Source organism: Dinoroseobacter sp. S76, from assembly GCF_049801095.1.
Classification (GTDB): domain Bacteria; phylum Pseudomonadota; class Alphaproteobacteria; order Rhodobacterales; family Rhodobacteraceae; genus Dinoroseobacter.
Genome location: NZ_JBNAGH010000003.1, coordinates 165,187 through 182,657, shown reverse-complemented (window position 1 = coordinate 182,657; position 17,471 = coordinate 165,187). Strand labels below are relative to the sequence as shown.

Genomic DNA, 17,471 nt, shown 5'->3' with positions numbered 1-17,471 from the left:
CCGTCCCGAACAAAAGGCAAGGTGAATTCCTGCGCATTCCGCCATTTCAGCGGCCTATTTTTGGGCAGTTTCCCGGGTTTTGGAAATGGGACGGTGTGTTGTTTGGATCTGGCGGGAATAGATCTGCGCGGGGAGGCTGGCGAGGGCGAGCGCGGCACCGGTGGCCAAAGCGATCCAGCCGAAATACCAAAGCTGCCCTGCAAGCGCGTCCTCTGCATATGAGGCTGCGAACGCGATCCGTCCGTAGGTGGCAGTGCCATAGGCCGCGGCGGAGAGGGCGATCCCGCCGAGCAGGCCAAGCCTGCCATGGCCGCGCAGGGTGGCGAGGAGGGCTAGCAGGAGGCCGATCGGCGCGCCGATCCAGAGAACCTGCGTAGCCCAGAAGGGATGCGCCCCGAGCGTGCGGGGCAGACCGGTTTGATTGGCGAGCGCCAGCGCCGCCACGGCGAGGGTCGCGCCGATCAGAACAGGAGAAAGTCGAGGCATATCAGGGTCCTTCCTGGTGATGGACCCCATATGGGGCGGGCACTCGGCCCGCGCCCGTTTGTGTCGCTGCGGTGACGTGGATGTGAGGTTTATTGGGCCGCTTCGGCGATGGCGTCGCCTGCGTCGGAGAGGTCTTCGCCGACGCCTTCGACGGTGTTGCAGGCGGCCAGAAGGAAGGGCGCGGCGAGGAGGATGGCGAGGAAGGGTTTGATCTTCATGGATTCTTCTCCGAGTTGGTGTTGCGGACATTTAGGCGTGGTTTTGCAGGAGGGGCAAGGGCTGGCCGTCGCGCATCACAGCGCAGAGGGGTGCCCGAAGGGTCTGACCCCCTGTCGGCGGGGCGTCTGCCCCCTGTCGGACATGTGTCGGGCAAGTGTCGGGCACGGGCGCGCGGTGGTCTCAGAAGGTGTTAACCAATCTGGGCGAGTTTGACGGCTGCAGACTTTCCCCCGCACCCCGCCCGGAGCCCGCGCCATGCCCAACCTGCCGCCCCATCCGCTCTGGCACGATGCCAAGGGCGAAACCCGGACCCAGCGCCTCGCGCGGGAACGGCTGACCCTGTCGCTCTATGGTCTGTCGCGGGATGATGACTGGATCGGCGAGATCCAGCGGCTGGTGCCGGAGGCGTGGCACACGCTCGAAGCGGATGTGCCGGTCTACGAGAAGAAGGAGAAGATCACCCTGCGGCTCGATACGAGCGTCGCGCAGTTCTTTCGCGCCATGGGCCCGGGATATCAGACGCGGATCAACCGGCTGCTGGCGACCTATGCCCAGATGCGGATCGCGGAGGTCTATAAACAGGAACGCTTTGCGCGCAGCCGCAAGGAAACCCTCGGGGTCAGGTTGCCGGGGGAGTGAGCAGCGGTTCGGCCAAAGGCCGACAAAAGGTCCGGGGGACCTTTTGAGCTGCGAACGCGCGGAGCGCATGCCGGTCCACCATCGCTGGCGGAACGTCCAGTGGAGGCTCCGAGGTCCGCACGCGCGGGGGTGAGGGCCGGTCCGCATAGCGGCAAACCGTCCGGGGGACGGTTTGAGGCGCGAACGCGCGGAGCGCAGTCCGAACCCTACGTTTCACGTGATCCTGCCGCGTGGGGCGGGGTCGGGGCGGGGTCAGCTGGGCAGGCCTGATGGTTTTTGGTGCTGCGTTCGTGTCGTGTGGGGGCGGCGAGTTATGCGACTGAGGTTAGCCCTATACCCGCCACTTCTCGCGTGCTCTCTTCGCCATCGTCTGCCAATCGGTGCGCCCCTTTTTATGGCCGTCGACCAAATACTCCAACCGGGATGCGTAGCGTTCGTTTGTTCCACCTTTTTCCACCTCGCCTCCAGAGGCGAAGTATCGGAGGGAGTTGCTATAGGTTTCCGGTTCGTCCAAGTGGTGAATAACATCAAGGTATTTCTCTGGCATTCCTGCGTTTTGGAGATACTGCACGTGTTTCAGGATGTCTTCTTTGCGCATGTTGGGTTTCCTTCGTGGCCTTGGCTTGATGGTACCGTCGCGATGACGCCCTTTGCCAGTGGTTTGCAGAAAACAGGCCAGATTTGGGTTTTGCTACGGTCGCGAAACAAATCCAGATGGCGGTATGGGGTTTGAACGGGCGGAGCCCCAGGGAAGCGAATGTCACATGTAGCACGGTCGAACCTATGCCAGCGCCCGGCCCGAGGGTGGGAAGCGAAGCGCCCGCCCTGGGGGGCGGGTCGGGCGCTGCCCGCGCTCTGCGCGGGCGTGGTTAGCTTTAACGCTAGCGAGGGGACGAGCTTATGAATTAAGCTAACTAGCTGCCCCTATCGCCCGCCGGTTCGCATCAAAAAGCAGTCAACTACTCGAAGTCTGAACGCTTTTTCGAAACCAGCGGAGAAAGGCTTTTCTGCAGGGAGTGTTCGCTCAAGTAGGTCACTCAACATGTCACCTTGCGCTTCTCGCTGTGCGAAATCCAACAGAGCTTCGTAAGTGCTCCATTTACGAACGCCCAAGCGCTTCAATGCTTCTCGGTTAAAAGAATCACTAGCAATATAATTTTCAGGATCGCGAAATGCAGAAAGTTTAGAAATGAAAGACATATGCTTCTTTTGTAGTTTCAAAGCTTCTTTGAGGTCCTCTGCGTATTTTTCTGGATCGCTTTGTGATTTGAAGCCGGCAAGATGAACTCTAATTCTTTCTCTGGCTAAAGATTCTTCGCCTTGTAAGACACTATACTCTTTCCAGAATTTCCTAAATCTGCTTTCGTCTAGCAGTACGGGAAGTTCGTTCTCAGATCCACACTCAAAATCCGGTTTCCAGCTGAGCCAATTTGCTCCGGCGCGCCAAACATCGATAGCCTTCGGTGACAGCTTCATATCATTCAGTCCCGGATCATTGCTCTTGAACTTGTGCGCTAATTATAGCGCACGTATTTCGATCTAAACAAATCAAAGCACTGCGGTTCGTCGCCGCAAATGGTTCCGCCTCGCAAGGCCGCTTACATCTCGCACTTAAGCGGACCTACGACACGCTCCCCCTAACGGGTGAACTTCTTATACTTCACTCGCTTGGGCTCCAAAGCATCCGGCCCAAGTCTGCGGGCCTTGTCCTCTTCATAGGCCTCGAAGTTGCCCTCGAACCATTCCACATGGGCGTCGCCTTCGAAGGCGAGGATATGCGTGCAGAGGCGGTCGAGGAAGAAGCGGTCGTGGCTGATGATCACGGCGCAGCCGGCGAAATCCTCAAGCGCGTCTTCGAGGGCGCGGAGGGTTTCGACGTCGAGGTCGTTGGTGGGCTCGTCGAGGAGCAGCACGTTGCCGCCGGATTTCAGCAGTTTCGCCATGTGGACGCGGTTGCGTTCGCCGCCCGACAGGAGGCCGACCTTTTTCTGCTGGTCGCCGCCTTTGAAGTTGAAGGCCGAGCAATAGGCGCGGGAGTTCATCTGGGCGTCGCCGAGCTGGATGATCTCACCGCCATCGGAGATCTCCTCCCAGACGGTTTTGCCGGCGTCGAGCGCGTCGCGGGACTGGTCGACATAGGAGAGCTCGACCGTGTCACCATAGCTGAGGCTGCCGCCATCGGGCTCTTCCTGGCCGGTGAGCATGCGGAAGAGGGTGGATTTGCCCGCGCCGTTCGGGCCGATCACGCCGACGATGCCGCCGGGGGGGAGGGAGAAGGAGAGGTCCTCGATCAGGAGCTTGTCGCCATAGGCCTTGGAGAGGCCGTCGATCTCGATCACCTTCTGGCCGAGGCGGGGGCCGTTGGGGATGATGATCTGGGCGCGGCTGAGTTTCTCGCGCTCGGACTGGCCGGCGAGTTCTTCATAGGCGTTGATCCGGGCTTTCTGCTTGGCCTGGCGGGCCTTGGCGCCGGCGCGGATCCATTCGAGCTCGCGCTCGAGGGTTTTCTGGCGGGACTTGTCTTCCTTGGCTTCGCGTTCGAGGCGTTTGGCCTTCTGTTCGAGCCAGGCGGAGTAGTTGCCCTCGTAGGGGATGCCGCGGCCGCGGTCGAGCTCGAGGATCCAGCCGGTGATGTCGTCGAGGAAGTAGCGGTCGTGGGTGACGATCAGGATGGTGCCCTTGTAGTCGATCAGGTGCTTTTGCAGCCAGGCGATGGTTTCCGCGTCGAGGTGGTTGGTCGGTTCGTCCAGCAGCAGCATGTCGGGCGCTTCGAGCAGGAGCTTGCAGAGCGCGACGCGGCGGCGTTCCCCGCCCGACAGGTTCTCGGGCATGGCCTCGTCGGGAGGGCAGCGCAGGGCTTCCATGGAGACGTCGATCTGGGCGTCGAGATCCCAGAGGTTCTGGGCGTCGATCTCGTCCTGGAGCGTGGCCATCTCCTCGGCGGTCTCGTCGGAGTAGTTCATGGCCAGCTCGTTATAGCGGTCGAGGATGGCCTTCTTCTCGGCCACGCCGAGCATGACGTTCTCGCGGACCGTGAGGCTCTCGTCGAGCTGCGGCTCCTGAGGCAGGTAGCCGACCTTGGCGCCTTCGGCTGCCCAGGCCTCGCCGGAGAAATCCTTGTCGAGCCCGGCCATGATCTTCATCAGGGTCGATTTACCCGCGCCATTGACGCCCACGACGCCGATCTTGACCCCCGGCAGGAAGGACAAACGGATGTTCTCGAAGCATTTCTTGCCGCCGGGATAGGTCTTGGAGACGCCATCCATGTGGTAGACGTATTGATAGGCTGCCATGGGTCACTCCGCCCTGAAGGTTCCGGTTTTCCCGGGTTCTATCCAGTCTCGGCGGGCGGGGCAATGGAGGGTGATGGCAGCGCGCCTGCTGGGGATGCGGCTGCGTTTCCGCCCGGGCGTCTCCATCGCGGATCGGTATCTTTGCCGACATGCGCATAGCCGCGAATACCCGAAAAGGGGACGGGGCCGGTCCCGCGCGCGGCTGGCCCCCTCCTGTCGCCGCGCGGCGTCGATCCGGGGGCGCTGTCGATGCGCTGGCTTTGGGATCGCGTCTGTGTTTCGCTCGGGCGGGCGCTATGCTGTGATGCGGAGCAACTGGGGTCGCGAGAGCCGCCCTTATCAACCGGGTGAGGAAGAAACGCCAATATGTCGCTGATCCCGAACACGCCCTATGAGGTGCTGCGGTTTTCAAACCCTCTGCTGAAGCCGGTCGTGCCTGTTTTGCTTTGGGCGGTGGAGCGGCTGGGGCTCTGGAAAACCCCGAGACAGGGATCCGCCAGCGACATCACGCAAATGGGCGTCCTGGATAACCTCTACTGGGTTCATAAGAGCAAGAACCTCGTTCGGCTGCCAGAGGCGGAGTTGCAGACTTCCGACTTCATAACGGCCGGTCAGGCGCAGATATCCCCCGCCGGTTCCGATGAAGCCCAAACCGTTGCTCTGAGTTTTGTCGGCGATATCCTGAGATGCCACCGGGCCGATGTGGTGCCGGATGAGGTCTATGCCGAGGTCGCGGACCTGCTGTCCGCCAGCGATATCACCATCGCCAATTACGAGTCGCCCGTCACAACGCAGCCTTTGGTGGACGAGGTGATCGGGGATGCCGGACCACCAACGGAATGTGCCTCCGAGGCGCAGTTCGATGCGCTGACCCGCTTTGGCGGGCGGCAGTTCGACCTGTTGAATCTCGCCAACAATCACATCCTGGATATGGGCGCCGAAGGGGTGGAGACGACGCTGTCTGTCCTTGAGGCGCGCGGTATTCAGCAGGTTGGGATCCATGAGGCGCGGGCGGATCCGGTGCGCGTCAAGACGCTGGAGCGGAACGGCATAACGATCGGATTTGCATCTTGTACGTTTGGGACCAACGGGCATTCCCTGCCTGAAAACAGTGCGCGGGAGGTGCTGGTCGCAAACCTGTCCTCCAAGCACGAAGCGCCGGATACGGGCTTGCTCAAGCAGCAAATCACTGAGGCCAGGCAATCCGGCTGTGATCTGATCGTGGCGATCATCCATTGGGGCTACGAGTTCGAGATGTTTCCGCGGCGCGCGCAGCAGGAGGCGGCGCAGGACCTGGCCGAGTTCGGCGCCGATCTGATCATGTGCCACCACCCCCATGTGGCGCAGCCGGTCGAGCTCTACCGGACACGGGAGGGGGATCGTACCGTTCCGATCGCCTATTCGCTCGGCAGCCTGCTCTGGGGGTTCGGGCATGAAGCCATTGCGCGCTCTCTTGTTCTGCAGGTCTCCGTGGAAAAGACGGCGGAGCGGGCCAGGATCACGGATCTTGAGATCGTTCCGGTGCGCGCGCGGGCCTATGCGGTTGACGGGCAGGTCTTTCAGAAGGTCGAGAGGTGTTCGGCGAGTGTCGGGCGGTGATGTTCATCGGTTATGAAGGGCGCCGTGCCCGCAGGGTTGGGCCGCTGCATCCCGGTTGGGATGCGCCCATGTTGCAGGTCGGGGGTCCAGCGGTCCAGGGTGCCAGAGCATGAGGGGAGGCGGGCATGTCTGAGCTTCGCGAAATGATGGCGCGGTCTGCGCAGGCAGGGCGGCTCGACTGGATCGGTCTGCGCCCGGCGCGGCGGGCCGAGATGGCGGTGGTCGAGGCGGTCGAGGTAACGACCGCGGGGCTTGTCGGGGATCGCGCGAAACCGGGAAAGCGCGCGGTGAGTTTGATCCAGGCGGAGCATCTGCCCGCGATCGGCGCCTATCTCGGGCGCGGGGCTGTGCCGCCGGAGATCCTGCGCCGGAACCTTGTGGTCTCGGGTCTCAATCTGCTCTCGCTCAGGGATCGGGAGGTGCGGATCGGGGTCTCGGCGGTGCTGCGGATCAAGGGGATCTGCGCGCCCTGCTCGCGAATGGAGGAGGCCTTTGGCCATGGCGGCTACGCGGCGGTGCGCGGCCATGGGGGCATGGTGGCCGAGGTGCTGGTGGCAGGGCGGATCGCCATCGGGGATCCGGTCGATCTGTTGCCCGTGCCGGGATAGGGCGGAGGCTTGCGCCTCGCGCCCGGTCTGTGTTGCGGCTTGCGCGCAGGTCAGGCGGCGCCCGTGCGCCGGCGGGTTACCCAGCCGAGCCCGCCGAGTGCCAGAAGGCCCAGGGGCAGGCTTGCGGGCAAGGGGACGACCGTGGTCGCGACCTCTTCGAAGCGGACGCAATCGTTGCAGAAGAGGAACTGGGAGCTCAAGGATCCTACGACAGCGAAGGTGTTGTTTGTAGATAAGCGGAGCTCGCCATCCGTGCTTTCGAGATTGAACCCGAACTGGAGCACTTGATTGGCATCGTTGATTTGAATGCGGTCAAGCTGCCCATTCGGGTCCATGTCCGCCAGGTCCCAGGTTTTCGTGCCTGTGGTCAGGCTCAGGGACTGCACGATCGGCTGAAGATCGTAGACGCCCGCGCCGGAAAACCCGGAATCGTCAAAGGTCAATGAGCCGGTGACAGTCTCTCCGAGGGAGAGGCCGAAGGGCAGGGTCGATCCGTCCTTATCGAGGGGGCCAGCTGTGAATTCGAGTTGGCGGGTGGCGGCCGATGCGGCCGTTGCGGCCAAGAGCAGGCAGGCTGTTAAAGCGAAAATTAGGTGTTTCACCGGGGTCTCCTATTACTCGTTAAAACGCTTAAAAGTTGCACAAAATTGTCATTTGAGCAAGTCGGCGGGGGTTTGGGGGGGCGGTCAGCGGCTGCAGATGGGCTTTGGCGCTACTCCGAGAGCTCCGTCAGGCGGGTCAGTTCCGGCCAGATCCGCACGGCGCTGGGCGCGTGGTGGGAGATCCAGAGGCCGAGATCCGTGGAGTCGGTCATGGGCACCCGTTTGCGCCATGTGGGCGTGTAGGTGCCGTGGCGGCGCGGGACGCGCAGGTTTTGCGCTCCGCAGGCAGCGCGGTCGGGGATCCCGCTGGCAAAGAGCACAGCGATCACGTGTTCCTCGGGGCCGTTCGGGCCGTCGATTTTGGCCAGAAGGGGGCTGCCGCTATCGCCGGTGAGGATCCGCTCGCCATTGGGGCGCACGGGCGGGAGGGCGACGAGGTTGCAGCGGGTTTTGCTGAACCCGCGCACGGGCCCGGTCTGGCGTACGGAGCCCTTCAACGAGACGCCCTTGGGGGTGCCCCAGCCCGCATGGCGTAGGGTCATGTCGCGCCAGGGGGGCGGCACCTGGCGGTGGGGCGCGAGCACGAGCACGGGGATCGGGCGGGCCACGGCCTCGGGTACGTCATGGGCCAGGCGCAGAAGCGCCATGTCAGCACAACGGGGCAGGCTATAGGCGTCGGCGCGCATGGAGATCCGGCGCGCCTTGCTGTCGGCGCCAAAGCGGGCCATGGGCGCGGCGCGGGCCTCGAACGCGGTCCACTCGAACGGGTCCTCATGGGGCGACTGCGCGAGCGAGTGCTGGTTGGGCAGGGCGAGACAGCGATCCTGGGCCCGGTCATCGGGAGGCTCTTCGCGCAGGGCGGCGGGGATGCAATGGGCGGCCGTCAGGATCACCCGCGGGGTGATCAGCGTGCCAGTGCAACGGCCCAGCGAGACCACCGCGTTGCGCAGGGCCGTGTTGCGGTCGTTCTGGACCTGGGCCATGGCGGGCGCGCTCAGGACGAGGGCGATGAAGCCACTGACAAGAGCCGATCTTATCCATCTCATGGGGACGAGTTTAGGCTGTCCTGCGGTGCGGTCCAGACACTTGATTTGACTTCCCCGGGATCGGGCCGCTAACAGGCCGGAGGCAAAAGGAGAGCCGGATGCGGTCAGGACAGCCCTGGGCCGGGCAGGGGCAGGTCGTGGGATTGCTGGGCGGATCCTTCGATCCGGCCCATGCGGGCCATGCACATATCACCCGCGAAGCCTTGCGGCGGTTCGGTCTGGATCAGGTCTGGTGGCTGGTGAGCCCGGGCAACCCTCTCAAGCCCGATGCTCCCGCGGCGCTGGAGGCGCGTATGGCGCGGGCGCGGGGTGTGATGGATCACCCTGCGGTCCGGATCACGGATCTCGAGGCGGATCTGGGCACACGCTACACCGCCGAGACCCTGGCCGCCTTGCGGACGCGGATGCCTGCGCTGCGCTTTGTCTGGCTGATGGGCGCGGATAATCTGGCGCAGTTTCACCAGTGGGAGACCTGGCGGGCGATCTTTGCGCAGGTGCCCGTGGGCGTGCTGGCGCGGCCCGGGCAGCGCATGGCGGCGCTCAACTCGCCCGCGGCGCGATGCTTTGCCCATGCGCGGCTGCGCGGGGATCAGATGCATGGGCTGGGACGGTCCGAGACGCCCGCCTGGGCCTTTGCGACGATCCCGATGGATCACAGCTCCTCCTCCGCGATCCGGGCCGCGGGCGATTGGGCGTCGCGGCCCTGAGCCGACCCGGTCCACGCCCACAAAGAAAAAAACGCCGCGACCATGCGCGGCGTTTTCCGGGAAGCCTGGGGCCTTGGGGCGACGGGTCAGACCCGGGCGGATGCGGATCCCTTGGGCCCTGCGACCAGCCAGGCGATGAAACCAAGCACCGGCAGAAGCACGATGACGAGGGTCCAGATCACCTTTTCAACGGTGGAGGCAGCGCTCGTGAGCACGCGGTAGATCGCGTAGATATCCGCGATCAAAATCAGAAGTCCGATCAGGCCATATTCCATGGTCCATTCCTTTGCTGCTTTGCTTCATTTTCTGAAGCATCAACCAGCGAGGTCGGATTTCGTTCCGTCTTTGGCGTTTGCGTGCGTCGGCGCGTGCGGCCCGGTGTCAGTCGAGGGTCCGGTGCCGGGCGCTGGCCCCACGCTCGATCGCGGCGGCGCTCAGCCGGTCGATATTCAGCTCGAAGCGGATTTCCTCGAGAAAGCGCAGCTCGGGCTCGTCCAGCTGCCCATCGGCGGCGGCCACGTCACAGGCCAGTGCATAAGCGGTCTCGTTCAGCTCCGCAGGCAGAGCATCGCGCAGAAGGCCAAAGAGCGCGTCGAGGCCATCCTCCTCCTCGAAGAGGTCAAAGACCAGCCGGGTCAGCACGGGCGTGCGATCCGCGTCAAAAGCCGCGAAGATCGGCAGGTGGTTGATGATCTGGGTGATCTTCACAAGCTCCGAGGTCTGGATATCCTCATTGGAGGCGGAAGCGGCGACCATGAGCGCGACAAGGGCGTCTTGCGGGCTGAGAAGCGGGTTCGCGGTCATCTGTCTGGGTCCTTTCGCAGTGCGTAAGGGCTAGATATTGACCCGAGGCCCTGCCCGCAATAGGCAGCGCGGATGCGGGCGCCGGAATGCCCGCCAAGCAAGGAACCCTGACCCCATGTCCGCTTCTTCTTCTGACACCCGCGATCTTGCCATGTCCTCCAAGGCCTGGCCGTTCGAAGAGGCGCGGCGGCTGCTCAAACGCTATGCCAAGGGCGCGCCGGAGAAGGGGTATGTGCTGTTCCAGACAGGCTACGGGCCGAGCGGTCTGCCCCATATCGGCACCTTTGGCGAGGTGGCGCGCACGACCATGGTGCGCCGGGCCTTCGAGGTGCTGTCGGACATCCCCACAAAGCTGATCTGTTTCTCGGATGACATGGACGGGTTCCGCAAGGTGCCCGGCAATGTGCCCATGCAGGAGGAGCTGGCGCAGGACCTGAACCTGCCGCTGACCAAGGTGCGGGATCCGTTCGGCACCCATGCCGGGTTCGCGCAGCACAACAATGCGCGGCTGTGCGAGTTTCTCGACGGGTTTGGCTTCGAATATGAGTTTGCCAGTGCGACCGAGTATTACACCTCGGGCAAGTTCGACGAGATGCTGCTGACGGCGCTGGAGCGGTTCGACGATATCCAGAAGATCATGCTGCCCACGCTGGGCGCGGATCGTCAGGCGACCTATTCCTGCTTCCTGCCGGTCTCGCCCAAGACCGGCCATGTGCTGCAGGTGCCGACGCTGGAGCGGAACGTGGCCAAGGGCACGATCGTCTATGAGGAACCCGATGGCGAGCGCGTCGAGATCCCGGTCACGGGCGGCAACGTCAAGATGCAGTGGAAGCCCGATTGGGCCATGCGCTGGGCCGCCCTTGGCGTGGATTACGAGATGTCGGGCAAGGACCTGATCGACAGCGTCACGCAATCGAGCAAGATCTGTCGTGCGCTGGGCAAGCGTCCGCCGGAGAGCTTGTCTTATGAGCTCTTCAATGACGAGCAGGGGCAGAAGATCTCGAAATCCAAGGGCAATGGTCTCTCCATGGAGGAATGGCTGACCTATGCCGCCCCCGAGAGCCTGCAGTATTTCATGTACCAGAAGCCGAAGACCGCCAAGCGGCTCTATTTCGACGTGATCCCGAAGGCGGTGGATGAATACCACCAGCAGCTGCGCGGCTATCCGGGGCAGGAGCCCAAGGCTCAGCTGAACAATCCGGTGTTCCATATCCACGGCGCGGATGTGCCGGCCTCGAACCTCGATGTGCCGTTTGCGATGCTCTTGAACCTCGCCAGCGTGGCCTCGGCGGAGGATAAGGGCACGCTCTGGGGCTTCATCCAGCGCTATGCGCCGGAGGCCTCGGCGGAGACCCATCCGGATCTGGATGCGGCGGCGGGGTTTGCGGTGCGCTATTACAATGACTTCGTGAAGCCCACGAAATCCTATCGCGCCCCCACGGATCTGGAGCGCGAGGCGCTGGAGGATCTGCGCGACCGGCTCAAGGCCTGGGAGGGTGGGCTTGATGCGGAGGCGTTGCAATCGGAGGTTTTCGCCTGCGGGCGCGAGCGGTTCGATCCGCTGCGGGGCTGGTTCACGGCGCTTTACGAGGTGCTGCTGGGCGCGTCCCAGGGGCCGCGTTTTGGCGGGTTCATTGCGCTTTACGGTGTGGACGAGACCGTGGCGCTGATCGAGGCGGCGCTGGCCGGGGAATTGACCGCGTAAGGCCGGGGGCTAGATTTCCCGGGGATCAGACCCCGGGAGAGACCCAATGCGACCTATCCTTGCCGGCCTGTTGGCCCCTGTTGTCCTTGCTCTGTTTCTGGCCGGTGGCGCGCCCGCCGCGGCTCAGGAGCGCGCGGGGATCACCGACACGATCCAGAGCCAGATCGACGCGTTCCGCGTGGATGATTTCGCTCAGGCCTTCACCTATGCCTCGCCCAACATTCAGGGCATGTTCGGCAATTCCGAGCGCTTTGGGATGATGGTGCGCAATGGCTACCCGATGGTCTGGCGCCCGGCGGAGGTGCAGTATCTCGAGCTCGAGGATCGGGGTGGGCTGCTCTACCAGAAGGTGATGATCCGCGACGGGCAGGGTGGTTTGCACCTGCTGGAGTATCAGATGGTGCGCAATGGCGGCGATTGGCGGATCAACGGGGTGCAATTGCTGCGTATGCCGGGGGTCGGGGCCTGATCTCCGGCGGGGAGGCTGCCCGCCTGAACTGCGTCAGGCGAGCGGCTGGTTTGGTCAGTCGAGACCGAAGCTCTCCAGCAGGTAGCCATTGTCATAGCTCTTGCTGCTCAGTCGCTTGAAACCGCGCGGTTGCGTTGCGCCAAAGAGCGCCACGCCGCCGCCGTAGCAGCAGGGCGCGCGCTTCAGGATCACACGGTCGATCAGGCCCTGATCCAGCGCCCAGCCCGCAAACGCCCCACCGCCGCAGAGATAGATCGGTTTCGTGGCACGGGCCTTCAGGGCACGTAGACGCGCGGTCCAATCCTCTGCAATCACGGAAATCGCGCTGCCCTCCGGGACGCGCAGGCTGCGCGAGAAGACGAGGGTTTCCATAGTCGGATAGGGATTCTGACCGGCCGCCAGCCCATAGGCATAGCCAAACTCATAGGTCTTTCGCCCCATGATCGCGGTGCCGTAGCCCGCCAGCCGGGCCGCGTAATCCTCGACAACGGGTCCGGTCTGCGCGAACCGGGAAATGTCCCCATCGGGACCGGAAATAAAGCCGTCCAGAGAGACGGCCACATCATAGATGATGGGTTGCATGATGCACTCCTGCAGTAAATCCAAATGCCGCTTGGGCGGTGTCGCGGGGATTTACTTGGTCATTGGCAGGGCACTCCTTGGATGCGTTTGTTTTAGGTCATCACGGCGTCCCGGTCCAGAGGCGTGCGCTGGATTGGGCGAGTGCGCAGAAGGGTGCTTGGGGGGCTCGGTTCTTCGCCTATGAGGGGGTGCGCAGTCGATCTGTGTCACGGAGCAACAAGGGGGCGACACCCCCCCTCGGGGAAGCGGGCTGAGGAGAGCCGCGCGCTCAGCTTTGCCGCCGTGGCAGAGCAAGCAGGCCTGCGCCGAGGATGATGCCGATGCCGATCAGGCCCAACGGGCTCGGCCATTCGGCGAAGAAGACCACGCCCCAGGCGAGGCTGAAGATCAGATAGCTGTAATCGAAGGCCGCAACCGTGGCCGGGGGGCCGTTCTGATAGGCGATGGCGGCGCCGAGGCTACCGATGAGGATCAGCACCGAGAGGACCGCGACGGTGCCCAGAAGCTGCGGCGTCAGGGCTTGCCAGGGGCCCAGCAGGAATGACCCGTCGCGCCCGGCAAAGAGGCCAAGGGCCAGGCCGCAGAGAATGAAGCTCACATTCAGGGAGAGGACCAGGGCGATCGGGTCGTCCTCGCGGCATTTGGCGGCTGTGAGTACCATGGCGCAGGCGTAGAGCGCGGCTGCGAGCACGGGCAGCAGCGTGCCGAGGGCAAAGCCCGATGCATCAGGGCGGATGATCAACAGGACCCCGGCAAATCCTGCGACAATCGCGAGGATCACGCGCCCCGGAGGCCAGCGCCGCGCCACGAGCATCGAGAGCGCGACGATGAAGAGCGGGCCTGTATAGATGGCGGCGGCGGCCAGGGAGAGCGGCATCAGGGGCAGGGCCGCGTAGTAGCTGAGCCACATGAGGACCAGAAGGAGGCTGCGCAGCGCGACCCAGCACAGGTTCGACAGGGGACGCGCGCGCCGTCGCAGGGCGAGAAAGAGAAGGAGCGGCACCACGAGGGCCGAGCGCAGGATCAGCGTTTGCCAGAGGGGCAGGGTGAGGCCCGAGCCTTTGATCAGTGCATCGCCGAGCGACAAGGCCGCAACGGAGAGGATGATGGCGAGCACGGCGCGCCGTGTCTGGTAGCTGGGCTGGATGGGGGCCAAGGTCTCTGACTCCGGGATTTCATTGGGTATGGCATTGAAATCATGTATCTTCACATATGAAAAAGGACTTCTGATCCAATTTGCATGAGTAAATGGAATGGATAATCGCGCATGTCCCTGCCGCCCCTGACCCGACTGAGACCCTTTGAGGCGGCTGCGCGCCATGAGAGCTTTTCGCTGGCGGCGGCGGAGTTGGGCATGACCCAGACCGCCATCAGCAAGCAGATCGCCGCCCTGGAGCGGGAGATCGGGGTGCCTCTGTTTGAGCGGCGCAACCGGGCGGTGTTCCTGACCGAGGCCGGGACCCGTCTGGGCCGGGTGGTGAGTGGGGCGCTGTCGGAGATCACCGAGGAGCTTGCGATCTTGCAGGGGCAGCGGCGGGGCGGGGAACTGGTGCTCCATTGCCAACTTTGCGAGGCGTTTTACTGGCTGATGCCGCGGCTGTCGCGGTTCCATGAGCGTCATCCGGGTACGGAGTTGCGGGTGGTAAGCAGTCTGGTGCCCCTGACCGAGAGCCAGGAGACCTTTGATGTGGCGATGCAGACGACGGGGCGGCCTTCGGGCTCGGCGCGGCTGATGTTCACGGCGTCTGACGAGATCTTTCCGGTGTGCGCGCCTGAGCTTGTGGCGGGGCGGGCGCTGCCGCTTGCGCCGCGCGATCTGTTGGCATTTCCGCTGCTGGCGCATCGGGTGGCGCCGCAGGATTGGATGGATTGGCAGGATTGGTTCAGCCGGGTTGGGGCGGAGATGCCGGGACGCCCGAAGCTGACCGCCTTTGACAGCTATCCGCTGGCCTTGCAGGCGGCGGTCTCGGGGCAGGGCGTGGCGCTGGGCTGGCGGCGGACCACGGAAGGGATGATCGCCGAGGGCAAGCTGATCCGGCCCTGTGAGGCGGAGGTGGCGCGGCCGGCGGAGCTGTCGGTGTTTCGCGGGACGGCGCGGCATCTCCATCCCAAGGCGGAGCAGTTGGTTGCGTGGCTGCGGGGGGAGCTGGACGCCTAGCTGCTGGCCAATCGGCTCCAGCGGAGGACGAGATCGTTTTGCAGCTTGCGGGCGCGGCGGGCCCAGGCGCGGCCGCCATCGGGGCGCTCGCGCTCGGCGCGGGTCAGGCGCGCGCGGCGGTCGAGATCGGCGGAGAAGATCGCGAAGGCCAGGGGGCGGCCCGCAGGCGGGGTGATGTAGCCCGAGAGGCCGGAGACGAAGTTCAGCGTACCGGTCTTGGCGACCACATCGGCCGGTTGGACAGCGAGGGTTTTTCCTTGGCTGTCGCGGGTCAGGTAGGTCTTCAGGTGTGGGGCAAGGGCCGGGGCGCTGCCATGGGTGGCCAGGAGCATCGCCATATCCGCGCTGGAGATCCGGGAGCGCGCGCCCAGGCCCGAATGGTCCACAAAGCCCAGCTCGGAGCTGGTGGGCAGTTGCGCGCGGTGCCAGGCGGACATTTGCGCGCCTGAGGCCACGAGGCTGTCCGGGCGCGCGCCGAGGCTGCGCGAGGTGGCGAGGCCCAGGCATTCTGCCGTGAGGTTGGTGGAGTATTTCAGCATTCCCCGGGCGATGTCGGTCAGGGGCGGGCTGAGATGCTCGGCGAGGGTTTGGGCGCCTTCGGGCAAGCTAGCGCTGGTCGGGCCGAGCTTGAGGCGGAGGCCCTGGGCCCCTGCAAGGGTTTGGAACACGTCGGCGGCGTAGCCCGCGGGGTTGCGCACCGGGAGCCAGCGCCCGCCTTCGACCCCGAGCGCGCCGCGGGCGACGGTCCAGTGATCTTCGCTGCCGCGCTGCTCATAGGTGTAGATCGGGACGTCCCGGGGCTGCACCGACATGGACGAGACGCGGACCTGAGGGCGCAGATCCCCGGCGCGGGCGTCCATGGTCACGGCGTATTCGCTGCCGAGGCGGCGCCACTCAAAGTAGACCCGGTTGAAGTTGAGGTTGAGGCCCGAGATCGCGGGGCTGTAGCCCAGATGGTCGGGCTGGCCCGGATCGATGGTGCGGATGGTGGGTAGGGCGCTGTCCACCACGCGGAGGTGGCCCGTGACCTCGGTGATCCCGGCAGTCTTGAGCTGCGCGGCGAGCGCGCCCAAAGCGGCGGTGTCGAGCACCGGATCGCCGCCGCCGAGCAGATAGAGATCGCCGTCGAGCCGCCCGTTACTGATCGGGCCGTCGGCCATGAGCCGGGTGGCAAAGCGGTGGGACGGGCCGAGCACCCGGAGGGCGTAGAGCGCAGTGGCGGCCTTGGCGACGCTGGCAGGCGGCAGGGCGGTGGTGCTCGCATAACCCTCGAGCGGTTGGCCGGTTTCGAGGTCGATCACGGTCAGGCTGGTCTCGCCGCCAAGTCGGGCCTGCCTGACAAGGGTACCCAGCTCGGCAAGGTTCCGCCGCCAGAGCCCGGCGGGACGCGCGGCCGGGTAGGGTGATGTGGTGAGGCCAAGAGCGGGATGCGCGAGCGTGCTCCCGGCGGCGAGGAGGCCACCGAGCAAGCCGCGTCGTGTCAGGGACGTGTGCGGTCCGGTCATGGCGCAACTAAAGCGCAACCGGACCGTTCGGGCAAGCGACATGACGTCCGCTTGTCGGCGTTAACTCTTTGTGTCCTAAGGCAGGTTCACGCCGGACGCCCCCCCGCGCAGAGAGATCGGAGACCCCCATGGCACGCACTGTCGCCATCATGCTTCTGGCCATGAGCCTGATCCCGTTCGGGGATACGGCGGGGAAGATTCTGGTGGCCTCCGGGGTGTCGCCCTTCTTTGTCGGATGGAGCCGGTTCGCGCTTGGCGCGCTCATGGTCTTGCCGTTTCTGGCCCGCTCGCTGGACCTGCGGCTCTACCGCAATCCGAAGATCTGGCTGCGCGGCGCGCTGATCGCGGGCGGGGTGGCGTGTATCCTGTCGGCCCTGCGGACGGAGCCCTTGGCCAATGTGTTTGGCGCGTTCTTTGTGGGGCCGATCCTGTCCTATTTCCTGTCCGGTTTCCTGCTCGGCGAGCGGTTGAGTGCGGCGCGTACTGTCTTGCTTTTGTTCGGGTTTCTCGGAGTGCTTTTGGTGGTCAAGCCTGGTTTTGGCATGACGCCCGGGCTTGCCTTCGCCGTGGCGGCAGGCGTGTTCTACGGGCTCTTTCTGGTGGCGAGCCGCTGGGTGGCGGGGGTGGCCTCGTCGCCCGCGCTGCTTCTGTCGCAACTGGTGATCGCAGCGCTTCTGCTGGCCCCGCTGGGGCTTGCAACGATCCCGGAGTTCACCGCGCCCGTGGCGGGTTTGGTGATCTGGAGCGCCGGGGGATCAATGCTGGGCAATCTGCTGCTGGTCGTCGCCTTCCAGCGCGCAGAGGCCGGACAGCTCGCCCCCTTTGTCTATTTCCAGCTCATCGCGGCCACGGCGCTTGGGTGGATTTTCTTCGGAGATCTGCCCGATGGCGTGGCCTTGCTGGGTCTCGGATTGTTGATCTCGGCTGGCTTCGGCTCTCTGGTGTTGCGCCGGGCGTAAGCGCGCGCAGGGTTTCGAACTCGTTAACACCGCCCCCGTAATCTGCGCGCAATGCCGGTCTCATCCGGCGCAATTTTCCGACAGAGCACA

General features: G+C 64.5%; 20 protein-coding genes and 1 pseudogene. 9 read left to right on the top strand and 12 right to left on the bottom strand.

What is annotated here, in order from left to right; translation table 11 throughout:
- Positions 1 to 54: 54 nt before the first annotated feature.
- Together ACP153_RS10545 and ACP153_RS10540 are read right to left on the bottom strand one after the other, a co-directional pair.
- Positions 55 to 486 carry a hypothetical protein gene (locus ACP153_RS10545; RefSeq protein ID WP_424970950.1) on the bottom strand — a complete coding sequence of 144 codons (432 nt, stop codon included), beginning with the start codon at positions 484 to 486 and terminating at the stop codon, positions 55 to 57.
- Between the two features lie 89 nt (positions 487 to 575).
- On the bottom strand, positions 576 to 704 hold the full coding sequence (locus ACP153_RS10540; RefSeq protein ID WP_424970949.1) for an entericidin A/B family lipoprotein: 129 nt from the start codon (positions 702 to 704) through the stop codon (positions 576 to 578).
- Positions 705 to 960: 256 nt separating this feature from the next.
- On the opposite strand from ACP153_RS10540, the gene ACP153_RS10535 reads away from it, so the two are divergent.
- Entirely contained in the window at positions 961 to 1,344 is a 384-nt protein-coding gene (locus ACP153_RS10535; RefSeq protein ID WP_424970948.1) for a BrnA antitoxin family protein, read from the top strand.
- A gap of 331 nt (positions 1,345 to 1,675) precedes the next feature.
- Here the strand turns inward: ACP153_RS10535 and ACP153_RS10530 are convergent, their stop codons facing one another.
- Positions 1,676 to 1,942 (bottom strand): hypothetical protein, encoded by a 267-nt coding sequence (locus tag ACP153_RS10530; RefSeq protein WP_424970947.1) that lies wholly within the window; start codon positions 1,940 to 1,942, stop codon positions 1,676 to 1,678.
- 56 nt (positions 1,943 to 1,998) lie between these two features.
- Here ACP153_RS10530 and ACP153_RS10525 point away from each other — a divergent pair.
- Positions 1,999 to 2,217, top strand: a pseudogene (locus ACP153_RS10525) (hypothetical protein); the annotation flags it as partial.
- Between the two features lie 51 nt (positions 2,218 to 2,268).
- Here the strand turns inward: ACP153_RS10525 and ACP153_RS10520 are convergent.
- Together ACP153_RS10520 and ettA are read right to left on the bottom strand one after the other, a co-directional pair.
- The gene (locus ACP153_RS10520) at positions 2,269 to 2,820 is read right to left on the bottom strand and encodes a hypothetical protein (protein WP_424970946.1); all 552 of its coding nucleotides are present in this window, start codon (positions 2,818 to 2,820) and stop codon (positions 2,269 to 2,271) included.
- Between the two features lie 161 nt (positions 2,821 to 2,981).
- Positions 2,982 to 4,637: an energy-dependent translational throttle protein EttA gene (ettA, locus tag ACP153_RS10515; RefSeq protein ID WP_424970945.1), complete on the bottom strand. Its 1,656-nt coding sequence runs from the start codon at positions 4,635 to 4,637 to the stop codon at positions 2,982 to 2,984.
- Positions 4,638 to 5,003: 366 nt separating this feature from the next.
- Between ettA and ACP153_RS10510 the strand changes: the two genes are divergently transcribed.
- Both ACP153_RS10510 and ACP153_RS10505 read left to right on the top strand, forming a co-directional pair.
- Positions 5,004 to 6,236 carry a CapA family protein gene (locus tag ACP153_RS10510; RefSeq protein ID WP_424970944.1) on the top strand — a complete coding sequence of 411 codons (1,233 nt, stop codon included), beginning with the start codon at positions 5,004 to 5,006 and terminating at the stop codon, positions 6,234 to 6,236.
- A gap of 125 nt (positions 6,237 to 6,361) precedes the next feature.
- On the top strand, positions 6,362 to 6,844 hold the full coding sequence (locus tag ACP153_RS10505) for an MOSC domain-containing protein (protein ID WP_424970943.1): 483 nt from the start codon (positions 6,362 to 6,364) through the stop codon (positions 6,842 to 6,844).
- A gap of 50 nt (positions 6,845 to 6,894) precedes the next feature.
- Here the strand turns inward: ACP153_RS10505 and ACP153_RS10500 are convergent, their stop codons facing one another.
- A complete protein-coding gene (locus ACP153_RS10500) occupies positions 6,895 to 7,446 on the bottom strand; it encodes a PEP-CTERM sorting domain-containing protein (protein ID WP_424970942.1) in 552 nt (183 codons plus the stop codon).
- A gap of 110 nt (positions 7,447 to 7,556) precedes the next feature.
- The gene (locus tag ACP153_RS10495) at positions 7,557 to 8,492 is read right to left on the bottom strand and encodes a trypsin-like serine peptidase (RefSeq protein WP_424970941.1); all 936 of its coding nucleotides are present in this window, start codon (positions 8,490 to 8,492) and stop codon (positions 7,557 to 7,559) included.
- A gap of 98 nt (positions 8,493 to 8,590) precedes the next feature.
- Between ACP153_RS10495 and ACP153_RS10490 the strand changes: the two genes are divergently transcribed.
- A complete protein-coding gene (locus tag ACP153_RS10490; RefSeq protein ID WP_424970940.1) occupies positions 8,591 to 9,199 on the top strand; it encodes a nicotinate-nucleotide adenylyltransferase in 609 nt (202 codons plus the stop codon).
- 86 nt (positions 9,200 to 9,285) lie between these two features.
- Here ACP153_RS10490 and ACP153_RS10485 read toward each other — a convergent pair whose 3' ends face one another.
- Positions 9,286 to 9,474 carry a PLD nuclease N-terminal domain-containing protein gene (locus ACP153_RS10485; protein ID WP_424970939.1) on the bottom strand — a complete coding sequence of 63 codons (189 nt, stop codon included), beginning with the start codon at positions 9,472 to 9,474 and terminating at the stop codon, positions 9,286 to 9,288.
- A gap of 106 nt (positions 9,475 to 9,580) precedes the next feature.
- Entirely contained in the window at positions 9,581 to 10,003 is a 423-nt protein-coding gene (locus ACP153_RS10480) for a tellurite resistance TerB family protein (RefSeq protein WP_424965945.1), read from the bottom strand.
- 115 nt (positions 10,004 to 10,118) lie between these two features.
- Here ACP153_RS10480 and ACP153_RS10475 point away from each other — a divergent pair, with 115 nt between their 5' ends.
- Both ACP153_RS10475 and ACP153_RS10470 read left to right on the top strand, forming a co-directional pair.
- Positions 10,119 to 11,708: a lysine--tRNA ligase gene (locus tag ACP153_RS10475; protein WP_424970938.1), complete on the top strand. Its 1,590-nt coding sequence runs from the start codon at positions 10,119 to 10,121 to the stop codon at positions 11,706 to 11,708.
- A 46-nt stretch (positions 11,709 to 11,754) separates the two neighbouring features.
- Positions 11,755 to 12,177 carry a DUF4864 domain-containing protein gene (locus ACP153_RS10470; protein WP_424970937.1) on the top strand — a complete coding sequence of 141 codons (423 nt, stop codon included), beginning with the start codon at positions 11,755 to 11,757 and terminating at the stop codon, positions 12,175 to 12,177.
- A gap of 54 nt (positions 12,178 to 12,231) precedes the next feature.
- On the opposite strand, the gene ACP153_RS10465 is transcribed toward ACP153_RS10470, so the two are convergent.
- A complete protein-coding gene (locus ACP153_RS10465) occupies positions 12,232 to 12,759 on the bottom strand; it encodes a dihydrofolate reductase family protein (RefSeq protein ID WP_424970936.1) in 528 nt (175 codons plus the stop codon).
- A 268-nt stretch (positions 12,760 to 13,027) separates the two neighbouring features.
- Positions 13,028 to 13,915: a DMT family transporter gene (locus ACP153_RS10460; protein ID WP_424970935.1), complete on the bottom strand. Its 888-nt coding sequence runs from the start codon at positions 13,913 to 13,915 to the stop codon at positions 13,028 to 13,030.
- A gap of 111 nt (positions 13,916 to 14,026) precedes the next feature.
- On the opposite strand from ACP153_RS10460, the gene ACP153_RS10455 reads away from it, so the two are divergent.
- Positions 14,027 to 14,917, top strand: coding sequence for a LysR substrate-binding domain-containing protein (locus tag ACP153_RS10455; protein ID WP_424970934.1), 891 nt, complete (start codon positions 14,027 to 14,029; stop codon positions 14,915 to 14,917).
- On the opposite strand, the gene dacB is transcribed toward ACP153_RS10455, so the two are convergent.
- Entirely contained in the window at positions 14,914 to 16,422 is a 1,509-nt protein-coding gene (gene dacB, locus ACP153_RS10450; protein ID WP_424970932.1) for a D-alanyl-D-alanine carboxypeptidase/D-alanyl-D-alanine endopeptidase, read from the bottom strand. The genes ACP153_RS10455 and dacB overlap by 4 nt on opposite strands.
- Positions 16,423 to 16,550: 128 nt before the next feature.
- On the opposite strand from dacB, the gene ACP153_RS10445 reads away from it, so the two are divergent.
- Entirely contained in the window at positions 16,551 to 17,381 is an 831-nt protein-coding gene (locus ACP153_RS10445) for a DMT family transporter (protein WP_424970931.1), read from the top strand.
- Positions 17,382 to 17,471 lie beyond the last annotated feature (90 nt).

Excerpts from the sequence above, each read along its gene's own strand:
- ACP153_RS10545 (WP_424970950.1), bottom strand. The coding sequence starts at position 486 with ATGCCTCGACTTTCTCCTGTTCTGATCGGCGCGACCCTCGCCGTGGCG.
- ACP153_RS10540 (WP_424970949.1), bottom strand. The coding sequence starts at position 704 with ATGAAGATCAAACCCTTCCTCGCCATCCTCCTCGCCGCGCCCTTCCTT.
- ACP153_RS10535 (WP_424970948.1), top strand. The coding sequence starts at position 961 with ATGCCCAACCTGCCGCCCCATCCGCTCTGGCACGATGCCAAGGGCGAA.
- ACP153_RS10530 (WP_424970947.1), bottom strand. The coding sequence starts at position 1,942 with ATGCGCAAAGAAGACATCCTGAAACACGTGCAGTATCTCCAAAACGCA.
- ACP153_RS10520 (WP_424970946.1), bottom strand. The coding sequence starts at position 2,820 with ATGAAGCTGTCACCGAAGGCTATCGATGTTTGGCGCGCCGGAGCAAAT.
- ettA (WP_424970945.1), bottom strand. The coding sequence starts at position 4,637 with ATGGCAGCCTATCAATACGTCTACCACATGGATGGCGTCTCCAAGACC.
- ACP153_RS10510 (WP_424970944.1), top strand. The coding sequence starts at position 5,004 with ATGTCGCTGATCCCGAACACGCCCTATGAGGTGCTGCGGTTTTCAAAC.
- ACP153_RS10505 (WP_424970943.1), top strand. The coding sequence starts at position 6,362 with ATGTCTGAGCTTCGCGAAATGATGGCGCGGTCTGCGCAGGCAGGGCGG.
- ACP153_RS10495 (WP_424970941.1), bottom strand. The coding sequence starts at position 8,492 with ATGAGATGGATAAGATCGGCTCTTGTCAGTGGCTTCATCGCCCTCGTC.
- ACP153_RS10490 (WP_424970940.1), top strand. The coding sequence starts at position 8,591 with ATGCGGTCAGGACAGCCCTGGGCCGGGCAGGGGCAGGTCGTGGGATTG.
- ACP153_RS10485 (WP_424970939.1), bottom strand. The coding sequence starts at position 9,474 with ATGGAATATGGCCTGATCGGACTTCTGATTTTGATCGCGGATATCTAC.
- ACP153_RS10480 (WP_424965945.1), bottom strand. The coding sequence starts at position 10,003 with ATGACCGCGAACCCGCTTCTCAGCCCGCAAGACGCCCTTGTCGCGCTC.
- ACP153_RS10475 (WP_424970938.1), top strand. The coding sequence starts at position 10,119 with ATGTCCGCTTCTTCTTCTGACACCCGCGATCTTGCCATGTCCTCCAAG.
- ACP153_RS10470 (WP_424970937.1), top strand. The coding sequence starts at position 11,755 with ATGCGACCTATCCTTGCCGGCCTGTTGGCCCCTGTTGTCCTTGCTCTG.
- ACP153_RS10465 (WP_424970936.1), bottom strand. The coding sequence starts at position 12,759 with ATGCAACCCATCATCTATGATGTGGCCGTCTCTCTGGACGGCTTTATT.
- ACP153_RS10455 (WP_424970934.1), top strand. The coding sequence starts at position 14,027 with ATGTCCCTGCCGCCCCTGACCCGACTGAGACCCTTTGAGGCGGCTGCG.
- dacB (WP_424970932.1), bottom strand. The coding sequence starts at position 16,422 with ATGACCGGACCGCACACGTCCCTGACACGACGCGGCTTGCTCGGTGGC.
- ACP153_RS10445 (WP_424970931.1), top strand. The coding sequence starts at position 16,551 with ATGGCACGCACTGTCGCCATCATGCTTCTGGCCATGAGCCTGATCCCG.